This window comes from Bacillus sp. JJ664, from assembly GCF_036962205.1.
In the GTDB taxonomy this organism is placed as follows: domain Bacteria; phylum Bacillota; class Bacilli; order Bacillales; family Bacillaceae_G; genus Gottfriedia.
This window is the reverse complement of sequence record NZ_JBALMS010000045.1, coordinates 33377-56224: the sequence shown is the minus strand read 5'-3', so window position 1 is coordinate 56224 and position 22848 is coordinate 33377. Positions and strand designations below refer to the sequence as shown.

The 22848-nt window shown below is 33.9% G+C and carries 23 protein-coding genes; 4 read left to right on the top strand and 19 right to left on the bottom strand.

The genetic code is table 11. From position 1 onward, the window contains the following. Nucleotides 1-38: 38 nt before the first annotated feature. From V7056_RS07925 to V7056_RS07915, 3 genes are all read left to right on the top strand, one after another. On the top strand, nucleotides 39-1007 hold the full coding sequence (locus V7056_RS07925; RefSeq protein WP_499700846.1) for a LacI family DNA-binding transcriptional regulator: 969 nt from the start codon (nucleotides 39-41) through the stop codon (nucleotides 1005-1007). Between the two features lie 190 nt (nucleotides 1008-1197). Further along, nucleotides 1198-1791, top strand: a complete 594-nt coding sequence (gene clpP / locus V7056_RS07920) for an ATP-dependent Clp endopeptidase proteolytic subunit ClpP (protein WP_088000792.1) — start codon at nucleotides 1198-1200, stop codon at nucleotides 1789-1791. 172 nt (nucleotides 1792-1963) lie between these two features. Then, complete coding sequence (locus V7056_RS07915; RefSeq protein ID WP_499700844.1) at nucleotides 1964-2128, top strand: hypothetical protein; 165 nt, start codon at nucleotides 1964-1966, stop codon at nucleotides 2126-2128. A gap of 38 nt (nucleotides 2129-2166) precedes the next feature. On the opposite strand, the gene V7056_RS07910 is transcribed toward V7056_RS07915, so the two are convergent. The 14 genes from V7056_RS07910 to hprK form a co-directional block, all read right to left on the bottom strand. Then, complete coding sequence (locus V7056_RS07910; RefSeq protein WP_499700841.1) at nucleotides 2167-2676, bottom strand: DinB family protein; 510 nt, start codon at nucleotides 2674-2676, stop codon at nucleotides 2167-2169. 75 nt (nucleotides 2677-2751) lie between these two features. Further along, nucleotides 2752-3177: a DUF1801 domain-containing protein gene (locus tag V7056_RS07905; RefSeq protein WP_499700839.1), complete on the bottom strand. Its 426-nt coding sequence runs from the start codon at nucleotides 3175-3177 to the stop codon at nucleotides 2752-2754. 409 nt (nucleotides 3178-3586) lie between these two features. Beyond that, nucleotides 3587-3844, bottom strand: a complete 258-nt coding sequence (locus V7056_RS07900; RefSeq protein WP_499700838.1) for an HPr family phosphocarrier protein — start codon at nucleotides 3842-3844, stop codon at nucleotides 3587-3589. Nucleotides 3845-3866: 22 nt separating this feature from the next. Continuing rightward, entirely contained in the window at nucleotides 3867-4817 is a 951-nt protein-coding gene (gene whiA / locus V7056_RS07895) for a DNA-binding protein WhiA (RefSeq protein ID WP_499700836.1), read from the bottom strand. Nucleotides 4818-4853: 36 nt separating this feature from the next. Then, nucleotides 4854-5840 (bottom strand): gluconeogenesis morphogenetic factor MgfK, encoded by a 987-nt coding sequence (gene mgfK / locus V7056_RS07890; RefSeq protein WP_499700834.1) that lies wholly within the window; start codon nucleotides 5838-5840, stop codon nucleotides 4854-4856. After that, complete coding sequence (rapZ, locus tag V7056_RS07885; protein ID WP_499700909.1) at nucleotides 5840-6700, bottom strand: RNase adapter RapZ; 861 nt, start codon at nucleotides 6698-6700, stop codon at nucleotides 5840-5842. The genes mgfK and rapZ overlap by 1 nt, the downstream gene beginning before the upstream one ends. Before the next feature lie 54 nt (nucleotides 6701-6754). Next, nucleotides 6755-7213, bottom strand: coding sequence for an NUDIX hydrolase (locus V7056_RS07880; protein ID WP_499700832.1), 459 nt, complete (start codon nucleotides 7211-7213; stop codon nucleotides 6755-6757). Nucleotides 7214-7610: 397 nt separating this feature from the next. Continuing rightward, nucleotides 7611-8558 carry a thioredoxin-disulfide reductase gene (gene trxB / locus V7056_RS07875; RefSeq protein ID WP_499700830.1) on the bottom strand — a complete coding sequence of 316 codons (948 nt, stop codon included), beginning with the start codon at nucleotides 8556-8558 and terminating at the stop codon, nucleotides 7611-7613. Nucleotides 8559-8695: 137 nt separating this feature from the next. Next, nucleotides 8696-10195 carry a tetratricopeptide repeat protein gene (locus V7056_RS07870; protein WP_499700828.1) on the bottom strand — a complete coding sequence of 500 codons (1500 nt, stop codon included), beginning with the start codon at nucleotides 10193-10195 and terminating at the stop codon, nucleotides 8696-8698. Between the two features lie 184 nt (nucleotides 10196-10379). Next, entirely contained in the window at nucleotides 10380-10883 is a 504-nt protein-coding gene (locus V7056_RS07865; RefSeq protein WP_499700826.1) for an acyltransferase, read from the bottom strand. Further along, a complete protein-coding gene (gene ppaX / locus V7056_RS07860) occupies nucleotides 10880-11527 on the bottom strand; it encodes a pyrophosphatase PpaX (protein WP_499700824.1) in 648 nt (215 codons plus the stop codon). Before ppaX ends, V7056_RS07865 begins: the two co-directional genes overlap by 4 nt. 23 nt (nucleotides 11528-11550) lie before the next feature. Continuing rightward, nucleotides 11551-12492 carry a nucleoside recognition domain-containing protein gene (locus tag V7056_RS07855; RefSeq protein WP_499700822.1) on the bottom strand — a complete coding sequence of 314 codons (942 nt, stop codon included), beginning with the start codon at nucleotides 12490-12492 and terminating at the stop codon, nucleotides 11551-11553. Between the two features lie 33 nt (nucleotides 12493-12525). Next, entirely contained in the window at nucleotides 12526-13338 is an 813-nt protein-coding gene (gene lgt, locus V7056_RS07850; RefSeq protein ID WP_499700820.1) for a prolipoprotein diacylglyceryl transferase, read from the bottom strand. 22 nt (nucleotides 13339-13360) lie between these two features. Next, nucleotides 13361-14317 carry an HPr(Ser) kinase/phosphatase gene (gene hprK, locus V7056_RS07845; RefSeq protein ID WP_499700818.1) on the bottom strand — a complete coding sequence of 319 codons (957 nt, stop codon included), beginning with the start codon at nucleotides 14315-14317 and terminating at the stop codon, nucleotides 13361-13363. A 296-nt stretch (nucleotides 14318-14613) separates the two neighbouring features. Between hprK and V7056_RS07840 the strand changes: the two genes are divergently transcribed. Further along, complete coding sequence (locus tag V7056_RS07840) at nucleotides 14614-15564, top strand: Ig-like domain-containing protein (RefSeq protein ID WP_499700816.1); 951 nt, start codon at nucleotides 14614-14616, stop codon at nucleotides 15562-15564. Nucleotides 15565-15715: 151 nt separating this feature from the next. Here the strand turns inward: V7056_RS07840 and V7056_RS07835 are convergent, their stop codons facing one another. From V7056_RS07835 to V7056_RS07815, 5 genes are all read right to left on the bottom strand, one after another. Then, the gene (locus V7056_RS07835; RefSeq protein WP_499700814.1) at nucleotides 15716-16090 is read right to left on the bottom strand and encodes a phage holin family protein; all 375 of its coding nucleotides are present in this window, start codon (nucleotides 16088-16090) and stop codon (nucleotides 15716-15718) included. A 5-nt stretch (nucleotides 16091-16095) separates the two neighbouring features. Further along, complete coding sequence (locus V7056_RS07830) at nucleotides 16096-16287, bottom strand: PspC domain-containing protein (RefSeq protein ID WP_088000825.1); 192 nt, start codon at nucleotides 16285-16287, stop codon at nucleotides 16096-16098. Nucleotides 16288-16509: 222 nt separating this feature from the next. Then, nucleotides 16510-19368, bottom strand: a complete 2859-nt coding sequence (gene uvrA / locus V7056_RS07825) for an excinuclease ABC subunit UvrA (RefSeq protein WP_499700907.1) — start codon at nucleotides 19366-19368, stop codon at nucleotides 16510-16512. A 14-nt stretch (nucleotides 19369-19382) separates the two neighbouring features. Beyond that, nucleotides 19383-21371, bottom strand: a complete 1989-nt coding sequence (gene uvrB / locus V7056_RS07820; RefSeq protein WP_499700812.1) for an excinuclease ABC subunit UvrB — start codon at nucleotides 21369-21371, stop codon at nucleotides 19383-19385. A gap of 247 nt (nucleotides 21372-21618) precedes the next feature. Beyond that, nucleotides 21619-22836, bottom strand: coding sequence for a hypothetical protein (locus V7056_RS07815; RefSeq protein WP_499700810.1), 1218 nt, complete (start codon nucleotides 22834-22836; stop codon nucleotides 21619-21621). Nucleotides 22837-22848: the final 12 nt, after the last annotated feature.

Sequence of the window (22848 nt, the reverse complement as noted above, 5' to 3'; positions counted from 1 at the left end):
GTAATAATAGAAGTAATTCATGCTAGGAGATAAAGCGTATGTTGAATATAAAAGAGATTGCCAAAATATCAAACGTATCACCAAGCACAGTTTCTCGTGTATTAAACAACCATCCTCACGTGAACGAAGAAACGAAAAAAAGAGTCTTAAAAGTAATTGAACAATTTGATTACGTACCGAATTTAAATGCAGTTAAATTAAAAAGAGGAAGAAACTTTTTAATCGGGATCATCACCCCTGAGATTAATGAGCTCAGCTTACCATACATCAATAGTTTTATTTCCATTGCAAACGAACATGGTTTTAAAACAATTACTTATAATACAAGTTATGAAAAAACAGGTGAAATAGAAGCGTTAGAGGCTTTACGGAGAAAAGAGATAGATGCTTTGGTTATTACTGTTAGGGCTTCAGAATGGAGTGACATTGAACGATATTGTAAATATGGACCGATTGTTGCGTTAGAAAGAGTTGATTCAAACTTTGTCCCTTCTGTTTATTTAGACCAATATATCGGTTATTACATGGCACTAGAATATTTAATTCAAAAGGGTTATCGGAAAATTGGGAATGCCTTTGGAAGAATGAATGGATTGAATACTATAAGAAGAATTCAAGCCTATAACGATCTATTAAAGCTCAATAAAATGCCAATTAGGAATGAGTATACCTTTACTGAAGTGTATTCTGCTGCCGATGGCGAAGAAGTATTAAATCAATTATGTAAATTAAAGGATAGACCTGATGCCATCATTTGTGCAAATGACTTCGTAGCAGCTGGTATTGTCTCCGAGGCAAAAAGAAAAGGAATGAATATACCTGGTGATTTAGCTGTTGTTGGTTTTGATAATCACTTAATGTCCAGAGTTTTAGACATTACTTCAATACATAATCCAATCAAACAACAGGCAGAAAATGCATTTAAATGTATCTATGACAAACTAGAAAACAAACCTCAAGTTAACGTATCTTTAGAATATAAATTAATCATAAGAAAAACTACATAATCTTTCGTTTAAAAATAGGAAAAGTCGTTAATGATGTTGAAGTATTACTTAATGAATATTTTTTTAAGTCGTTAATATTTTTTAGTCGAAAGAATACACTGAATGTAGCATCTCTTTTATTTGACCTTTTCTGACCTTAAAGGTATTATTGAATTAATCAATCTTTTGTTTCTAAGAAGGAGGAGAAAAAATGAATTTAATTCCTACAGTTATTGAACAAACAAGTCGTGGTGAGCGTGCGTATGATATTTACTCTCGTCTGTTAAAAGACCGTATCATCATGTTAGGTAGTGCAATAGATGATAACGTAGCTAACTCGATTGTCTCTCAGCTTTTATTCTTAGCTGCTGAAGATCCAGACAAAGATATTTCACTTTACATAAATAGTCCTGGTGGAAGTATTACTGCTGGTATGGCTATTTATGACACAATGAATTTTATTAAGCCACAAGTTTCTACTATCTGTATTGGTATGGCTGCTTCAATGGGTGCATTCTTATTGGCTGCTGGTGAAAAAGGTAAACGATTTGCCCTTCCAAATGCGGAAGTAATGATTCACCAACCATTAGGTGGAGCTCAAGGTCAAGCAACAGAAATTGAAATTGCTGCAAAACGTATCTTATTCTTACGTGATAAGTTAAACGGTATTCTTGCAGAGCGTACTGGTCAACCTTTGGAAACAATTGAGCGTGACACAGAACGTGATAACTTCATGACATCTGAACGTGCGTTAGAGTACGGTTTAATTGATAAAGTAATTTCTAGCACTGCAACAATTAAGTAATCAGAATAGAAACTAGTCGATTTTTATCGGCTAGTTTTTTTATTTCCTTTCTATTCTTCCATCATGTCACTTTCCACTTTCTATAAAACTTGAATGAAGCTCAAGAATTCGTTAAGACTAACGTTAGAGAATTGTCTCTTACATTTCGATTTAATTTGGAGGTCTAAACAGAATGGACAAAAAAAAGAAGCCCCTTCATCTTGAGGAGGAACTAAAGATCACTGCGGATTTAAACAATCTTGAACCAGGCGAGTCTGTAAATGAACATCGAACCATTGAAACGGCCAATATCATTTTAGCTGGTGAGGAAATTAAACAACAAAATAACAATCTATAAACAAGAATCCTCCAATGAACAGTTTGGAGGATTTCTGTTTAGGTTCTTAAGAATGCAATTCTATCTTCTAATTCTGATTTCTGACGTAGATGATGACGGAAATGCATGTCGACCAAATCAAACCATTCCCTCGCATTGAGCCATCCGAAACCACCATGTTTAACCTTGTAATTTGGATTTATTTGATCTACTGTAGACTGCCAATATTGCATCTTTTTCTCTACTTGTTCTAGCCGAGTCAAAAGGACTTCGTTGCAATCAGAATTATTTGGTGGAGCATTTAACTCGTCTGGTAATCTGATTTTAATTGGAGGAAATCCTCCATTCTTAAACAAGTTCCCACCAAACTCTGATTTCCCGAGCTTTTGTTCTTCCTTTGATACTGCACATGCTTCCACATTTTCAAGGTACTCGAGTGCTACAAGAATTAAATGGTCGTACATTTGACAAATAGACCATACCCCATCTGCTGATTTATATCTTAGTTGCTCCAGGGAATAGTTTTGAAGGGCGTTTTTGAAGGTTTCGATTACTTTTAATTCACTCATTTCAACACTCCTTCTTCAAAATCATTACATTGTATATAAAAAAGAGTTGTGTACTAAATAAGTATGATGCCCCTACTACTGTTGGTCCGGATAGCTTTCCTTCATAAACTTTACCGTATTCTCAATTAAAGACCTCAAGACATTTACATCAACATCAGCTAATTTGTTTATGTACACACAAGATTTCCCAGTTGTATGTTTACCAAAATTCTTTAATAAAGCCACTCGATGTGGATCATCCGGCGCAAAATATAAGCTAACTTTCGCTTTACGTGGTGAAAAGGCAACTAATGGCGCATCACCTTCGTGGCCCGTTTTATATTTATAATGATATGCACCAAATCCAATAATACTTGGTCCCCACATCTTTGCTTCATAACCTGTTACTTCTGTAAATAGATCTAATAACTTATATGCATCTTCACGTTTTTTAGGATTTTCAACATCTTCAATAAACTCAATGACACTATTATTCGTTTCTTTCGTTTTTGGTTCGTACATAGTGAAAAGCTCTCCTTTCCTTTTTGGAATTGCTTGTAAATTATTGAATTGAATTAGCTACATTAAAATTCTTCTACAAGAAAAAATTTTATCCTCCTGGTTCAATTAAATTACATACCTATTTTCATAATTGTAGCTATTAACAAAGATGTTTATACAATTCCCCTACGGTTCTATAAAACTAAAAAGGACATTCCATTAAAATGAATGTCCTTCCAGACTGTTGACAAACGCTCGCTTTCTTCGTTGCTTCACCTACTTGCGGTGCTCATTACCGTCAAAGGTAACTCCACTCCTCATCCGGCTTTACGCCTCGAAAGACAAGCGTTTTCAATCAGTCTGAATCTCTTTGTATTTACTTTGTCTACAAACCAAAAGGACATTCCATTAAAATGAATGTCCTTTTACATTATATTTCTTCACCAATAAACTTAAGCACTTCTTGCATTGCTTCGACCTCGTCGTCGCCAGTTACAGTAATGACAACTTCTTCGCCAAATGGTACAGCTAAACTCATTACGCCCATGATACTTTTTACGTTAACTTGCTTACCTTTATATGCTAACAAAACTTCTGAACGAAATCTTGTTGCGATTTGTACAAATTGTGCTGCTGGACGGGCTTGAATGCCAGTTTCCAGTAATACTTTCCCTCTTTTTTCTAACAAAATACGTTCCTCCCTGTTCTATTTATTTAATTTTTATCGGCTCTCCAGCTCGAAGTTTATCAGCAATTTCATCTATTTTTCTTAGTCGATGATTTATTCCTGATTTACTAATTGATCCGCTCGATACCATTTCACCTAATTCTTTTAAGGTTACATCCTCGTACTCTACACGTAGTTCTGCAATCTCACGTAATTTAGGAGGTAAAATATCTAAACCAACTGAGCTCTGAATATATTTAATATTTTCAATTTGGCGGAATGCAGCACTAATTGTTTTATTTAAGTTCGCAGTTTCACAATTAACTAGACGATTAACACTGTTTCTCATATCTCTCACAATACGGATATCTTCAAATCGTAATAAAGCCGAGTGAGCACCAACAATATTTAAAAACTCAGTAATTTTTTCTGCTTCCTTTAAATAAGTAATATAGCCTTTTCGACGTTCTAAAGTCTTTGCATTTAAACCAAATTCATTCATCAAACGACAAATTGCTTCTGTGTGTTCTTTGTATAATGAAAAAATTTCTAAGTGATAAGAAGATGTCTCTGGATTATTTACCGATCCTCCAGCTAAAAATGCCCCTCTTAAATATGAGCGTTTACAACACTTCTTTTCAATTAATTCTTTCGCAATTTCATTCGTAAATGTAAACCCTTCACCCGTAATATATAGGTCATTTAAAATGTGTTTTGCTTCTTCTTTAATGCGAACGATGTACACATTATTCTTTTTTAAACGCATCTTTTTACGAACGAGCAATTCAACGTCCACATCGTAAACACGTTTTATTAATACATAAATTCTTCTGGCAATCGCAGCGTTTTCAGTAACAACATCTACAATAAATTGGCGATTTGCAATTGATAAAGAACCATTCATTCGAATTAATGAAGATAATTCAGATTTAGAGCAGCAATCCTTAATTTCAATTGTTGTTAATTCTTTCTTTGTCTCGGATGCAAAGGACATTTGAATCACCCCCTCCTTTTAACACATTTTAAAAATTTATTTCATTTTACCCTTTTTAACTTTAACTTTAGTTGGAATTAAGTCACATAAAATTTCCGCCAGTTTTACGGTGTCATGTCGAATGACGTTATTATCATATTTAATAATTGGCTTCGTAACAACTTCAAGGTTTAATTCATTCAGTTGATCTAAATCAAACAATACTTGTTGTGATAATTCCTCGTTATATCGTTTTAAAATATTATTTGGGATTTTCCCTTCATTCACGATAATCGTGTCAATAAAGCTTGAATCCATGTGATGATTTAATGCTTTTACATGATCACTCGCACTATAATGTAATGTTTCGCCAGCCTGCGTCATTACATTACATACATATACTTTTTTTGCTTTAGCAGACATAACAGCCTTACCAATGTCAGATACTAATAAATTAGGTAGAATACTTGTATATAAACTACCCGGCCCTATAACAATTAAATCAGCCTTCTCTATTTCAACAATTGCCTCGTTTATCGGTTCTACATTACTAGGAGATAGAAAGACTTTTTCAATCTTCTTACCAGAATAAGGTATCTTCGACTCGCCTGAAACAATTGTTCCATCTTCAAGCTCTGCTTTTAAAACAACGCTCTGATTAGCAGCCGGAATTACCTTACCTCTAACATTTAAAACTTTTCTCATCTCTATAATTGCACGATAAAAATCCCCAGTAATATCTGTCATTGCACTTAACATTAAATTCCCAAGTGAATGTCCAGATAAATCTCCTGTTGTTGTAAAACGATGTTGGAATAATTCTTCTAGCATTGGTTCCACGTCTGACAACGCTGCCAGTACATTACGAACATCTCCTGGAGGCGGGATTTTCAGTTCATCTCGTAAACGTCCTGAACTTCCACCATCATCAGCTACTGTCACAATTGCCGTTATATCAACTGGATGTTTTTTTAAACCTCGTACTAAAACAGATAGGCCCGTGCCGCCTCCAATAATGACGATTTTTGATTGTTCGCTCGGCATTATTTATGGCTCCTTTTCTCAACATCACGATGACTAACGTTTGTATCATATTGGTCTTTAAAGTAGTCGGCTAAGTATTCTGCTAATGTAACTGATCGGTGTTGACCGCCTGTACAACCAATCGCTATGATTAATTGTCTTTTACCTTCTCTTTTATATTGAGGTAACATGAAACTAACTAAATCAATTAATTTCAACATAAATTCAGTTGTCTCGTTAAATTTCAGTACGTATGAGGAAACCTCTTTATCAAGGCCAGTCAAAGGTCTCATCGATTCAATGTAAAAGGGATTTGGTAAGAAACGAACGTCGAATACTAAATCAGCATCAATTGGAATGCCATATTTAAAACCAAATGACTCAATATTTACTGAAAAACCTTCTTGTTCATTCTGACGGAATTGCTTAATAATCTTTTCTCTTAAAGCTTTAGGCTTTAAATCTGACGTATCATATATTAACTGCGCGCGCCCCTTCACTTGAGCCAATAAAGCTCGTTCCATCTCAATCCCTTTTAATGGAGATCCAGTTGGTGATAATGGATGCGAACGACGAGTTTCTTTATATCTTGTAACTAATGCAGAATCTGTAGCATCTAAAAATAATATTTGCGGGATGATTGAAGGAGTTGTCATTAACTGATCTAATGAACTGCCTAATTGATCAAAAAACTCTCGTCCACGAAGATCCATTACAAGCGCAACTTTATCTGTTGTATGATGATCTGGATCTTTCAATAATTCTACAAACTTAGGAAGTAATGCTGGCGGAAGATTATCAACACAGAAATATCCTATATCTTCTAATGCTTGCACAACGACTGTTTTACCAGCACCGGACATCCCGGTAATAATGACCATGTTTACATGCGATCTTGTAGCCACTCTAATTCCACCCTTTCTAAGATTTATTCATTAACTTGGATTTAATCGATATCGTAATAGTTCAAAATCTGGTGTATATACAAATGTACCATGTAGAATTTCAGTACCTTTTAGTAGATAGTCAATAATATGATAATCTCCTTCAGCCATTTGAAGGTTTTTCACATCATCAATTGAATGCCAACGAAGAATCCCTTCTTCACATTCATCTTGGTTTTCACCATCAAATTCTGTAGCTAAAAATGAAAACATCATCCATTCATTAACTACTTTTTCATTTTCTTCTATAATAATTGTGAAAACACCTTTTAATTTTGGGTTTTTTAAATAGACACCGGTTTCCTCTCGATATTCGCGAACAACTGCTTCTCGAATATTTTCACCTGGCTCCATCTTTCCGCCAGGAGCAACCCACCAGTTTCTTCTAGGCTTTTGTAACAGGAGGATGTTATTTTCTTTTAACAAAACACAATGTGTAACTCTTTGCATTTTCTATACCTCACTTACAATCTTCTTACAGTTAGTTGCAACTGCCCAATCTATATTATACCTTTAAACACCTACAACAACAACTCGTAACCATGAATGATCACTTGAAATACTGAAAGGAGTATGGCATACGAAAATCCTAGTTAAAACATATTATTATGTTCTAATCTAGGATTTAATTTAGGCTATATTATCGATAAACAAAAAAAGGGAACATGGACAAGCGCATATCCATGTTCCATATATATTAGGGGGCTCTCTGGTTGTTATCTATATTACAGTATTTATATTGCAAGAAAGTTACACCCTAATTACATATAAATTTCAGAATATTACAATTCCATTTACACTTTAACGTTTCTACCATTCGGTAAAAATTGTAAGCTGATTGTTGGAATTAGTTTGTTTTCGTTAACTCTTCTTTTAATTCTTCAATATAATGTTGAACTGCTTGAGCTGCAATACTTCCATCACCAGTAGCTGTTACAACTTGACGTAATGTTTTTTCACGTACATCACCTGCAGCAAAAATTCCAGGAACTTTTGTTTCCATTACATCATTTGTTTCAATATAACCATTTTCATTTGTAATGCCTAAGTTAACAAATGGTTTTGTAAGTGGTAGCATTCCAATATAAATAAATACTCCATCTGTTTTAAAATCAGATTCTTCACCGTTTTGTGTATTTACTAAAGTAACACCACTAACTTTGCCATCTGTTCCGTTGATTTGCTTTAATGTTGTATTCCAAATGAATGAAATTTTTTCATTTGCAAACGCACGATCTTGAAGGATTTTTTGTGCACGTAGTTCATCACGACGATGTACAATTGTCACTTTTGAAGCAAAACGAGTTAAGTAAACGCCTTCTTCAACTGCTGAATCGCCTCCACCAATTACTACTAATTCTTTATCTCTAAAGAACGCGCCATCACAAACAGCACAGTAAGATACTCCGCGACCGCCAAGCTCTTGCTCACCAGGAACACCGATTTTCTTATATTCTGCACCTGTTGTAATAATAATCGCGCGCGCTTTATATTCTTTTTTACCAGCAATAACTGTTTTATATTCTTTACCATCAACTATTTCTTTTATATCACCATATGCATATTCAGCACCAAATTTTTTCGCATGATCAAACATTTTGTTTGATAAATCCGGTCCTAAAATACTATCGAAACCAGGATAGTTTTCAATTTCTTCTGTATTAGCCATTTGGCCACCTGGTACTCCACGTTCCATCATTAAAGTAGACAGATTTGCACGAGATGTGTAAACCGCAGCAGTCATCCCCGCTGGTCCTGCACCAATGATTATAACGTCATAAATTTTTTCTTCCATTACTATTCCACTCCTTGTACTTGAATAACTCATTTTCCTATATTATTAACTAACACTATCCTATAACTAAACCACAGAAAACGACAAATCATATGCTCATGTAAAATTAAAGAAAGCTTGCCTAACACCATTTGGTATTAAAACAAGCTTCGAATGGCGCTAATGCCTTTATTTAACAAATAAGTAGAGATATTATAGTTTGCTGCAATTTTCTTTTGTGATACACGTTTTTCTTCATTTTCTACAAGATAATGTGTAGCTGCTAATAAAGCATTTTCATTTACTGGTAATTCTTTATACTTCAATGTTAATTCACAAATTGAGAAAAACCATAACTGAAGTTGATTTCGTAGAAGTACATAGTCATCTTCCCAGTAAGTTTGAATTTTCTTCGCACCATCTATGACAATTTTCAATGATGGGTGTGGTTCCATATAGCACATATTATTTAACATTACTTGCTCTATTTGTTCATCGATACCCATATGATCTAACGGTTCTAAATCTTGAAGGATTGAACTGAATTTTTGATCGTAATAATATTCCTTCATAAAATAGATTAAACCCCAACGCTCACTATTCGAATTAGAGTATTTTGCTTGGTACTCTGTTTCTGACATTAGTTTTTCTATTTCGTTCGTTGAGTGTTTCTTGTCGACCCAAGGAGCCAATTCTTCATGGTCCTCAAAAGCTTCTGACATTTCTAAATTCCAGATACGCTCTGCAAGTTGAACCCGACCGGATCTATATGCTGCATCACTATACATATAATAAAATTGGACTTCACGATTCGGTCTATCCATATAAAGTAAGTGAAATAGCTTAAAAGCTTGCTCGAATTGTTGGAATTGATAAAACAGTACGCCAAGTTTATGTCGATGTTCCTCAGAAATCGGAACAATATTAGACAAACTCATCAAGTATTCTTGAGCAGCCTCTTGTTCATTTAAAATTCTTTTTAACATTGTTAAATGAATAAGAGCTGAAAGGTTTCCAGGATTTTGTTCTAATACATAATGAAGTACTCTTTCGGATTCATCATGATTTCCTAAATGTAGTTCAACTAAAGCCAAGTTATTGTAAGCAGGCCAAAATTCTTGGTATTTATCCACTATATTGAGTAAAGTTGTTTTGGCAGATTTCCAATCATGATTAGCTAAATAACTTGTTACTCTTTCTTGAAGGACAAGTAAATCATCATTAATACTTAGATCATCATCTTCTTCACTATGGATAATATCTAAGTAATCTTCCAGTTCATCTAACTGGTCTTCATCAGTACCTATTTCTAAGTACTTTTGAGCATAAAGATTGGCTTTTTGAAATAATCCCAATTCAAAAAAAGCAAATGCTAATAAATAATACACATCTTCATTTGCAGGGAACTTATCTAATATATATTCTAAAATTGTAATAGACGTTTGGTATTGATGCATTGATAAAAGCTTTCGAGAAATATCAACTAGTACAGTTTGATTTTCTTCGTTTTCAGCAGCTTTTTTTAAATAATAAATCGCTTGTTCAGTATCGTTACTATTATAAGCTTTCATACCTTTTTCGTAGAAATAATCTTTTGGTAACGAGAACGAAACGACATTATGAAATTGATTTGTTTGATTCCCCAAATTTTCAGACATTCGATCCTCCAGTTTTTCCAGCTTATCACAGTATATCATACAAAAAGAGGAAATAGTCGTCGTCCAAATTTTAAGAATTTGTATACGACGAACAATTTCCACCTTTAAAAAATTCAAAAGTAGTCCAATTTATTATTTTACATAAAACAATGAATAATGGAACCACTTTTTTATTTTACAAATATTACCTTATACTAATTTTGGCATCAGGTAACGAAATGATTGTCATTGGATTCCCGCCAACAAACGCTCCTGCTGGTACATCTTTATTGACTAAAGTTGCTGCAGAAATTTTCGCTCCATCACCAATTACTACACCAGGTAATATCGTAGTATTTGCGCCAACTAACACATTATCCCCTATTATTACTTCTCCTAAACGATATTCGTTTATTAAATATTCATGTGCTAAAATCGTAGTATTATAACCAATGATTGAATTATTCCCTACTGAGATTAGCTCTGGAAACATTAAGTCTGGAGTAACTTTAAAAGCAAAAGCAGTGTAATTTCCAATTTTCATACCAATTAGTCGTCTATACATCCAGTTTTTCACGCTAAAAAACGGAATATATCTTGCAACTTCAATGACGATTACGTTTCGAAAAGTTTTCCAAAATGATACTGTCTTGTATAGCTGCCAAAGTGAGTTTTTCCCCTCAATATTGTATCTTTTCGTATTTCTCACTTTTCTTCATTTCCTATAATTGTTAAGATATCGCTCATTTTTTCTAACATATAGTCTGGATGATACGATTCTAAAAATTCTTTCCCTTTAAGTGACCATTCAACACCTGCTGTTTTCGTTCCAGCATTTTTGCCACCTTCAATATCATGGTAGTTATCGCCTACCATAATTGTTTCCTCAGGCGTAGCATTTAACTTTTTCAACGCTAATTGTATTGGCTCTGGATGTGGTTTCGCATTTTGAACATCGTCGATTGTAATGACAACATCAAAAAATTGTTTTAAACGACTATAGCTTAAACCCATTTCTACTACATTTCTTGCCTTTGTCGTTACAATACCAATCTTATAACCTTGTTCGTGCAAAGTTTCAATCGTTTCATAAACAGTCTCATATTCCTCAACAAACTCATCGTGCATCTCAACATTAAAGCGACGATATTCTGTAATTAGCTCTTCTACACGATTTGCATCAACTGTTGAAAAAGATTCCGTTAATGTTGGACCCATAAATGGAATAACATGCTCACGTTTATATTTACCAGGATAAAACTTCTCTAATGTATGCATGAAGGACGCAATAATTAGTTCGTTTGTGTTGATCAATGTACCATCTAAGTCAAATAATAATGTTGTAATTTTCATTAGAATTCCCTCTCTAACTGCTACTATTTCATTTCCGCGTTTAAGCTAGTTTCGGATTTCTTACTAACCTTACCTATTATTCTCGCTACAAAGCATGTAACAATTAAAGCTACAAAAAATCTTATGACAAATAAATACCATACCGGAATACCTAAGGGGATAAAGATTAGTGTATCTTCAATTACCGCATGACATGCCACTAAAAACAAGAATACTAAATATAAATCCTTCTTTGAAACGCCATCTTCTTTTACTGCTTGAATCATAACACCAGCACCAAAAGCTAATCCGAAAAATAAACCTGCTGCTAATGTAACACCAGCCTTTGATTCTACACCTAGTAATTTTGTAAAAGGTGATAAGAATTTTGTAATGTAGTTCATCCAGCCTAAATCTTTTGCAAATTGGATCACTACCATCAAAGGAATAACGATAATAACTAACTTATAAATGCCAAGGGCAGATGCAATAATGGCCGTTTTTATTAACTCCAAACCGCCAACGTTTGCTGCCTCTGCAACTGCTATACCCTTATGAACAATTTCCGTTCCACCTGGCCAAAAGAAATGCAAACATAATGCAGATATGATTGCGAAACCAACTCTCACAAACACTACAAAGGAAGCACGAATCCCTACCGCTGTTGCTACACTCGTTTCTATGAATAAATTATGAGAGAAACTTAGCATAACTGCCAAAATTAAGGCTTCCTTCATCGTTAAGTCCATTGGAAGCATTGCGCCGATCGCGGCATATAAATTTAATACATTACCTAAAACTAAAACAATTGCTGCATCACCTTTTAAACCGATAAAACTCATTAAAGGTTCGAGTAGGTTCACAAACCAGTCCATGAGACTCGTCTCTTTCACGATCGTTAAAATGAATGAAATTGGAAAGATGATTTTCCCCATCTTCCAAGATGTCAACAAACCTACTTTTAACCCATTTTTCAATGTTTCCAAAACGAATCCCCCCTCACCCGCTATTTCAATTGATTATGCATCTAAATAACGATCATTAGATAATCCTTTAACCCTACGATAAACAAGAACAATAATCGCAAACACAATAATTAATACAGAAATAAACTGAGCCATCCTAATTGTATCTGTTAACATTAAGCTATCTGTACGAAGACCCTCAATAAAGTATCGACCAACTGAATACCAAATTAAATAAGTTAAGAACATTTCACCACGTCTAAGATTTACCTTTCGTAAAGACAATAATAAGATAATTCCTAGCAAGCTCCACATTGATTCATATAAGAATGTCGGGTGGTAGTAAGCACCATCAATATACATTTGGTTAATAATCCAAGTTGGTAAATGTAGACCCTCTAAAAATGAACGAGTAACTTCTCCCCCATGAGCCTCTTGATTCATAAAATTTCCCCAGCGTCCAAGCATTTGTCCAACAAGAATGCTAGGAGCTGCAATATCAGCTAATTTCCAAAATGATATACCTTTTTTCTTTGAAAAAATATAACTAGCAATAAAAGCACCAATTAAGCCGCCGTGAATAGCCAAGCCACCATTCCAAATTTGTGGAATTTCAATTAAATGCTTAGAATAATAATCGAATTCAAATAATACATAGTAAATTCTTGCCCCTAAAATTGCAGATGGAACTGCAATTAATACGATATCCATAAAAGTTTCTTCATGAACACCACGGCGTTTCCCTTCACGAATGGCTAACCACAAACCTAATAAGACACCTATACCTATTAATACCCCATACCATTTGATAGAAAGAGGTCCTAGCTCAAAAAACACCTTATCTAATGGCTGTATATTTGCTTCCATCTATTTTTTCCCCACTTCATTTTTATATTAGATCGTTTAGATCATCTAAATTTGTATTATTACCGCCCTTTATTACCTTTTCCAAGCGATCTGCAAATTGTTGAGCTGCATTAACTCCCATATTTTTCAATCTGAAATTCATTGCTGCAACTTCAATAATAACAGCTAAGTTTCGACCTGGACGAACAGGTAATGTAATTTTGGAAATATCGGTATCTAATATTTTTAACTTTTCGTCATCTAAACCTACTCGATCATATACTTTTTGTGAATCCCATATTTCTAAATCGATATTTAACGTTATTCGTTTATAAGTACGGACTGAACCTGCTCCAAACAGTGTCATCACATTGATGATACCTAATCCACGAATTTCTAATAAGTGCTCAATTAATTCCGGCGAAGAACCGATTAAAGTATCTTCATCAGTTTGACGGATTTCTACTGAATCATCAGCAACTAATCGATGGCCTCGTTTTACCAATTCTAGTGCTGTTTCACTTTTACCAACACCACTTTTACCAGTAATCAATACACCAACACCATAAATATCAACTAATACACCATGCAAAGCTGTTGTTGGTGCTAATTTAGCTTCTAAATAACTTGTCAGTCTGCTATATAATTTAGTCGTTTTACTACCAGAACGTAAGATTGGAACCCCTGTTTCTTCACCTGCTTCAATTAATTCAGTCGGAATTTCAAGCCCACGTGATACGATAATACAAGGTGTATCTTCTGCACAAAGTTTTTTTAATCGGTCTTCTTTTTGCTCATCTGTTAGACTTTCATAAAACGTTAGCTCAGTCATCCCCAATAACTGCACACGATCAGAAGGGTAGTATGTAAAAAACCCTGCAACTTCAATTCCAGGTCGAGATAAATCAGTCGTATTAATGGACCTTTTTAATCCTTCGCTACCACTTATTACATCTAATTTAAAATGCTCAACTATATCCTTCGTACGTAACTTACCCATTCATGAGCCTCCTAGATTATAAATTTGGTTTTTCATTTCAATTTATAAATTTATCTTTTCATATTGTACCATTTTTAAAGTTGGTGGGAAAATGTCGAGAAATGGCTAACCATATTTTTATCAAGAAAAATCGATGTAATAAATTTCTATTTGTAAATGAAAGGATCTGTTAATGTTTATTAATTTAATAATTGAAAAGTAATCACTATGGCTTATTTACTTGTATTCATATATACAACCTTAGTTTTATGCCGATATTAATATTGTTAACAAAATAATATGATAGAGGTGGATTTATGTTTAAGAAATGGACTAATGGAGTATGTTCTTTCCTACTTGCACTTACTTTTTTTCTACCATTTTTTACTAACGGAGTAGCTCATGCTGAAGAAACAAATCTCGTTGAAGATCGATTAACATTATCTGAAAGTGAAGTAGCAATCGCACCTGGTGAATCAAAAGAAATTATCCTTACTTATATAAATGATCTTGGCGAAAAAGAGGACGTGACAAAAAGTCCCGAATTAAAAGTAGAAAATATAGATGAGCTTGTAATTTTCGAAAATGGTCTTATTACAGCTGGAGAAGATTTTGGTACAACAGAATTACAATTCTCTTATAAAGATTTTAATGTTCTATTAACGATAAACGTTGAAGACAAAGTTGAATTAGAAAGTATCAAAATTGATCCAAAAGAGTTTAAGCTAGCAGTAGGTAAAACTATTCCATTAAAGGTTTATGGATATTATTCAGATGGTACAAAGGAAGTTTTAAAAGATAACTTGAATTGGCAAAGCTCTAATACTTCTGTTGCTACTGTTAAAGATGGAATTGTAACAGCCGTGAAGGAAGGAAAAAGCAATGTAATCATTACTGTTTCATATGAGGAGTTTAGTGCAAAATCAGAAGGTAAAGTTTCTGTACAATCACCGACGAAACTTAAGAGTATTATAGCTAATCCTTCAAAATTGAAATTACAACAGGGTGATAAGCAGTCAATTAAAATTTTTGCAGTTTATACTGATGGAACTAAAAAAGATATCACTAAAGATTCAAAATATAAAATTGGAAATGCAAAAATTGTTAACTTCTCAGATGGCAAATTTGTCGCAAAAGCAAAAGGTGCTACAAGTATAAAAGTTAGCTATCAGAATTTCTCGACGAACATTACAGTTGTCGTTGAGAAAAAAAAGAAGCAAGATGATGATGATGATGACAATCATCATAAAGGAAAACATGGAAAATAATCTTTTCCATTTATTTCGAGATAAAAAAACTCTATATTGTCAGATTGTTAAACTAAAGTGGATCCCATCCAAGGTTCCAATAAAGAGTGAGCATCTTTAAGTGGAAAACTACATTCTTTCTTCAAATTAAAAAGCTCCCAAAAGGGAGCTTTTATTTACGTTCACTTGTTTTTTTGTTTTTTGGATCGAATACAAAATATTGTATTAACATACTAAATGTACTAATTAAAATTGAAGCTAAAATAGCCGTACCAAACCCATTTACCCTGATTGCATCACCAAGGATATAATCTGTCATTTCTAAAGTAATCGCATTGATTATAAACAGGAATAATCCAAGTGTAAAAATCGTCACGGGTAATGTGATAAAAATTAATATTGGTCTGATAATTGTATTTAATATAGATAAAACTAGTGCAGCAACTACAGCTGTTGGAATATTTGCTACATAAAAATCTGGTTGAAGAAAACCAGCTACTACAATGAAAACTAAACTATTAATTGCTAATGAAAATAACCATCTCATAAAATTTACACTTCGCCTTCTTTTGGAACAATAAAAATCCAAACTAAGTAAACTAAAAATATAGCACCAAATCCGATAAAAAATAATAATACAAACAGTAATCGTATTAATGTACTATCAAAATTAAAATATTGACCCAAACCACCGCATACTCCTGCAAGCATTGAGTCTTTAGAAGATCGATATAATTTTCTCACAGTAATCTCCTCTCTAACTATCCAGCCTCTATTTATATAAAAATTATTATAATAAATACTTTATAATTTATTCTATGCCAAAACAAACAAAAAGAATGTCCAAAAAACGAAAACTAGCATATCAAATCCTTTTTGGGCTCTTTTTATCAGAAAACAACTCACTTACACATACAAAAACAAAGAGGAGAATGTAATTTCCCCTCTTTGTATTTCAACTCATTTTTATGATTCCATTAATGCCATTTTTTGTTCCATTCGGCTTTTGTCTCGATCAAGAACTGCTTTTAAATACTTCCCTGTATGAGAAGCTTCTACTTTGCAAAGTTCCTCTGGTGTTCCAGTTGCAACAATCGTTCCACCTTTGTCTCCACCTTCTGGCCCTAAGTCAATCAGATGATCGGCAGCTTTAATGACATCTAAGTTATGTTCAATAACAAGAACCGTATCTCCATTTTCTACTAATCTTTGTAGTACGACTAGTAGTCGTGAAATATCATCTACATGTAATCCTGTTGTTGGTTCATCCAAAATATATAATGTTCGACCATTGGTACGCTTATGAAGTTCAGAAGCAAGTTTTACACGTTGTGCTTCCCCTCCTGATAATGTTGTCGCCGGTTGTCCAAGTGTAATATATCCTAAGCCTACATCATTCAAAGTCTGAAGTTTTCGTTTGATTTTTGGGATATTCTCGAAAAATACAACTGCATCTTCAACTGTCATATTTAATACTTCTGATACAGATTTATCTTTATATTTTACTTCTAACGTTTCTCGGTTGTATCGTTTCCCATGACATACTTCACAAGGTACATAGACATCAGGTAGGAAATGCATCTCAATTTTAATGATTCCATCTCCGCGACAAGCTTCACATCTTCCACCTTTTACGTTGAAGCTAAATCGACCTTTTTTATATCCTCTAACTTTTGATTCGTTCGTAGTCGCGTAAACGTCACGAATATCATCAAATACACCAGTATAAGTCGCTGGGTTCGAACGAGGAGTACGACCAATTGGAGACTGATCAATATCAATTACTTTTTCTAATTGCTCAATCCCTTTAATTTCTTTATGTTCTCCCGGACGAACCTTTGAACCATTTAATTTTTGAGCTAAAGATTTATATAATATTTCATTAATTAAAGTACTCTTTCCAGAGCCAGATACTCCAGTTACAGCGACAAATGTGCCTAAAGGGAATGAAGTTGAAACATTTTTTAAATTATTTTCCTTTGCCCCGATGATTTTGATCTCACGACCGTCACCTTTTCTTCGTTCAAGAGGTACGGGAATAAACTTCTCACCTGATAAATACTTACCTGTTAGTGAGTTTTGATCTTCCATTACTTCTTTTGGTGTACCTTGAGAAATGATTTGTCCTCCATGAACACCAGCGCCAGGTCCAACATCAATTAAATAATCAGCAGCTAACATTGTATCTTCATCATGTTCTACGACAATTAGTGTATTTCCTATATCTCGCATATTTAATAGCGTAGAAATTAAGCGATCATTATCTCTTTGATGTAATCCAATTGACGGCTCATCTAAGATATAAAGAACACCTGTTAGTCTTGAACCGATTTGCGTTGCCAAACGAATACGTTGCGCTTCGCCACCAGATAATGTACCAGCTGCTCGATTTAATGTTAAGTAGTCTAAACCTACATTTACAAGAAATCCTAATCTCTCCTTAATTTCTCTAAGGATTAAGTTAGCAATTTGTTCTTGTTTTGGAGTTAAGTTAAGCGTATCAAAGAAGTCGTATGCTTCTTTAACAGACATCTTTGTTACTTCACCTACATGTAATTCACCAATAAATACAGCAAGTGCTTCTTTTCTTAATCGATGTCCTTTACAAGTTGGGCAGCTCTGCACACCCATGTATTTTTCCATTTGCTCACGAATATAATCCGATGTTGTTTCTTTGTAACGTCTTTCTACATTTGAAACAACACCTTCAAATTCGATCATTGCTTCACGAACATGACCTTGTTCGTTATCATATTTGAAGTAGATTTGTTCTCCGTCACTGCCATAAAGTATTTTGTCTCTTAGCTGTTTCGGTATATCTTTGTACGGTATATCCATATTGATTCCATAATGATTACATACACTTTCAAGAAGTTGTGGATAATACATAGAACTGATTGATTCCCACGGTGCAATTGCATTTTCTTTTAATGTAAGTTCTTCATTTGGAATGACCAAACTTAAATCAACTTCCAATTTTGTACCTAATCCATCACATGAATGACATGCTCCAAATGGGCTGTTGAACGAGAACATTCTTGGCTCAAGCTCTCCAATTGAAAAACCACAATGGGGACAAGCATGATGTTCACTGAATAGAAGCTCTTCTTCTCCGATTACATCAATAATAACTCGTCCTTCTCCTAGCTTTAATGCAGTTTCAAGAGAATCAGCAAGTCGAGAAGCTACTCCATCTTTAATTACGATTCGGTCAATTACAACTTCAATTGAATGCTTTTTATTTTTTTCTAATTCTATTTCATCCGATACGTCATAAAGTTCCCCATCTACACGTACTCGAACAAAGCCTTCTTTTTTAATTTCTTCAAATACTTTTACATGAGTACCTTTACGTCCAGAAATAACTGGAGAAAGTACTTGTATTTTTGTACGCTCAGGATATTCCATCACACGGTCAACCATTTGTTCTACTGTTTGAGATGTAATTTCAATTCCATGAGTTGGGCAGATTGGTGTACCAATTCGAGCATATAGTAGACGTAAATAATCATAAATCTCCGTTACAGTACCAACTGTTGAACGGGGATTTCTACTTGTCGTCTTTTGATCAATCGAAATGGCCGGAGATAGACCCTCAATCGAGTCTACATCCGGTTTATCCATTTGGCCTAAAAATTGACGAGCATATGCAGATAATGACTCTACATATCTTCGTTGTCCTTCTGCGTATATTGTGTCAAAAGCTAGTGAGGATTTTCCCGATCCCGATAAACCAGTTACGACAACAAGTTGATTACGCGGAATCGTCACATCAATGTTTTTAAGATTGTGTGCCCGAGCCCCTTTAATAATAATTTCATTCATACTCTTCAAGTTCCTCACCTCTCAGCCTTTAACTCTAGTATTAAGTCACGTAGCTCAGTTGCTCTTTCGAAATCAAGCGCCTTTGCAGCATCCTTCATTTCCATTTCTATAGATTGAATGAATAGATGACGTTCTTTTTTGTTCATTTTCGAATACTTAGCTTGAATACCATTTTCATAAACTTCTTCATCCTCTGCGACAGAAGTTGCTCGAATGACATCACGTACTTGTTTAATGATTGTTTTCGGTGTAACACCATGTTTTTTATTATATTCTTCCTGTATTTCACGTCGACGTTTCGTTTCTTCAATCGCGATATTCATCGAATTTGTCATCTTATCTGCATACATAATAACATGACCATTTGAGTTCCTTGCAGCACGACCAATTGTCTGAATCAATGAACGTTCAGAACGAAGGAAGCCTTCTTTATCTGCATCTAAAATCACAACTAAAGAAACCTCAGGAATATCGATACCTTCTCGTAATAAGTTAATTCCGATTAATACATCATATTTACCTAATCGAAGGTCACGAATAATCTCAATTCGCTCCAATGTTTTGATCTCAGAATGCAAATAATTTACTTTGATCCCGATTTCTTTCAGGTAATCAGTTAAATCTTCACTCATTTTTTTCGTAAGAGTTGTAATAAGAACTCTTTCATTTTTTGCGATTCGTTGGTTTATTTCTTCGATTAAATCGTCAATTTGACCTTCGATTGGTCGAACATCAATTGTCGGATCTAATAGACCAGTAGGACGGATAATTTGTTCTACTTTTTCAGGGCATAAATCAAGTTCATATGGTCCAGGCGTTGCCGTAACATAAATTGTTTGTTGAACCTTATCTTCAAACTCTTGGAATCGTAAAGGACGATTATCAAGTGCAGATGGAAGACGGAATCCATGGTCAACTAATACTTGCTTACGCGCCTGGTCTCCATTAAACATCCCTCTGATTTGAGGCACAGTTACATGTGACTCATCTATTACCATTAAGAAATCTTCTGGGAAGTAATCTAATAAAGTATACGGTGTTGAACCTGGTGGTCTTAATGTTAAATGACGTGAATAGTTTTCGATTCCTGAACAGAAGCCCATTTCATTCATCATTTCTAAATCGTATCTTGTTCTTTGCTCTAATCTTTGCGCTTCAAGTAATTTTCCGTTCTCCCTCATTACTTTTAAGCGTTCTTCTAATTCAGCTTCAATATTTTTAATCGCAACCTTCATTTTTTCTTCACGCGTTACGAAGTGAGATGCAGGGAAAATTGCTACATGATCACGATCACCCAAAATTTCACCAGTCAGTGCATCCACTTCTCTAATTCTCTCAATTTCGTCACCAAAAAACTCCACGCGAATACAATGTTCATCTCTTGAAGCAGGGAATATTTCCACTACGTCACCACGAACTCGAAATGTACCACGTGAGAAATCAATATCATTTCTTGCATATTGAATATCTACTAATTTATGCAATAACTCATCTCTACTTATTTCCATGCCAGTACGAAGAGAACAAACTAACTCACGATATTCCTCTGGGGAACCTAAACCGTAAATACAAGAAACACTTGCTACGATAATGACATCATTCCGTTCAAATAATGAAGATGTGGCTGAGTGACGTAGTTTATCAATTTCATCATTTATACTTGAATCTTTTTCAATGTAAGTATCCGTTTGAGGTACATACGCTTCCGGTTGAAAGTAATCATAGTAACTAACAAAATATTCAACAGCATTATTCGGAAAAAAATCCTTTAACTCACTATATAATTGACCCGCAAGTGTTTTATTATGAGCAAACACTAATGTTGGTTTTCCAATTTCTTTAATAACATTTGAAATCGTAAATGTTTTTCCCGTTCCTGTTGCCCCAAGTAACACTTGATGCTTTTTACCATTTCTAACACCTTCTACAAGCTCTTTAATTGCATTTGGCTGATCGCCTTGAGGTGTATAATTTGAAACTACTTCAAAATTTTGCTGCTCCATCGTCCCCGCCTCCATTTCCAAAACAAACCTATCCTTCTATTTTACCACATTTTTTCAAAAATCAATCAAAAACAGAACAAATGTACTTTATATTTTCTATTACTATTCATGATTGTCCTCAAAATGTAAACTAGAAACCTTTTAAACTAGAACGTACATTCCTTCATTCAGTTTATTTATAAGCTACTTTCGATATGAAAGCAAATAAAAAAACTAACCTAGTCCATTACGGAACTAGGTTAGTCTACTAGCGCAGATTAAATTCATATAACTCTAACTTTTTTAGAAGCTGTTCTTTATTTTCTTGTGTATTTTTAACTTTAATTGCACCTTCATAGATTGTTTTTCCAGTTGCTAAATCAAAAATATAGATTGAACGATCCTCACCATTTTCTCTATTCGCAATCGTATACAACTTGCCATCAATTATTTTATTACCAGAAAAAGAGACGCCATTTTCTTTCGAAATAACAGTTGGCTCACCTTCAATTTTTTTGCGTTCTAAGCTATATTTTATAATTGTTACGTTTTGATCATTTTGGATGATAAAGTAAAGCATATTATCACTCTGAAATAAATCACTTTGCTTGCTCATTTCCAATTGTTCTTTTGTTAAATTTATTTTGTCTTCCTTACCTGTTTCTAAATTCATTATGTGCATAGCACTATGAAGTTCTTCGCTTAATACTTCTCCGTTTTCTTCATGCGTATCTTTCATTTTTACTTGTTTAAAAACATAATACTTTTTTAATTTTGTAGAATCTATTTCAGATGGGTTAGTATATTCTGTATGAATAGTAGATTCTTCTTTGTCTATAGTAATCTGTTTACTATCAGTCATTTGTTTTTTATTTATACTAATTCGATAAATATAACGTTCATTTTCTCCATAATTCTTGTTTTGAAATGTAGTAACAACTAATTCTTTGCCGACTAACTGAACATCTTCAATTCCTATATATGAATACTCTTCTTCATTAGGAATATCTACTTTAAACTTAATGCGATCTTTACTTTGTAGATCTAAACCGTCTATATACAATTTGTAATCATTATTTCTCGCTTCAAAATTTAAATTCTTTCCTCTTACATCTGCATACCAAGCATAATCTTTATCTAAATAAAAGTTAGTCTCATTATTTTTCCCACGCATAAAATTTCTCTCGTCATTTTGTAAAGTATTTAGTTTTTCTAAACTAAATGATTTGCGATTAATTTCATCAAATATTGAGTGATCATTTTTGTACTCAGTACCTTTTGTCGTAATGTTTACACTTCTATTTATATTATTTTCATATAGATTTCCCTGAACCTCTAAATGATTAGCAGCACTTGTTTCCCCTTGCTCTGTACTAATATAGAAAACAGGACGATTACTTTCTGATGTGGCAACCTTTGTATAAAACACACCAAGACTGATTGTTGTAACGGCTGCAATAACAGCGAGATTTCGATATCGTTTCATTTTTACTCCCCC